Source organism: Rhodoplanes roseus, assembly GCF_003258865.1.
Classification (GTDB): Bacteria; Pseudomonadota; Alphaproteobacteria; order Rhizobiales; family Xanthobacteraceae; genus Rhodoplanes; species Rhodoplanes roseus.
The window spans coordinates 1-269 of record NZ_NPEX01000839.1 but is presented as its reverse complement, the minus strand read 5'-3'; the positions used below and the strand labels follow the sequence as shown (position 1 = coordinate 269).

Genomic DNA, 269 nt, shown 5'->3' with positions numbered 1-269 from the left:
CGATTGCCGCCAAATGGGAAGCGGAATCGGCCGAGGTGCGCAGCCTCTTTCTCGGTCTCGGCGCGGCGCGTCTCAGCATGGATCCCCCGCCCGATCTCACACGCGACTACGTCGCCAAACTCGCCAACGCCATCGAACAGACGCAATCCGGCGACGGCGCGCAGGCGCTCGCCTGGTACCATTACAACACCAAGTCCTTCGATGATGCCCAACACTGGTTCCGACAGGCGATGGACTGGCAGCCGCAGGACACGACGGCACTCGGCCTC

Annotated in this window: 1 pseudogene; it reads left to right on the top strand. The window is 64.7% G+C overall.

Annotation, left to right across the window (positions count from 1 at the left end):
• A pseudogene (locus tag CH341_RS34935) lies at window positions 1–269 on the top strand (hypothetical protein); the annotation flags it as partial.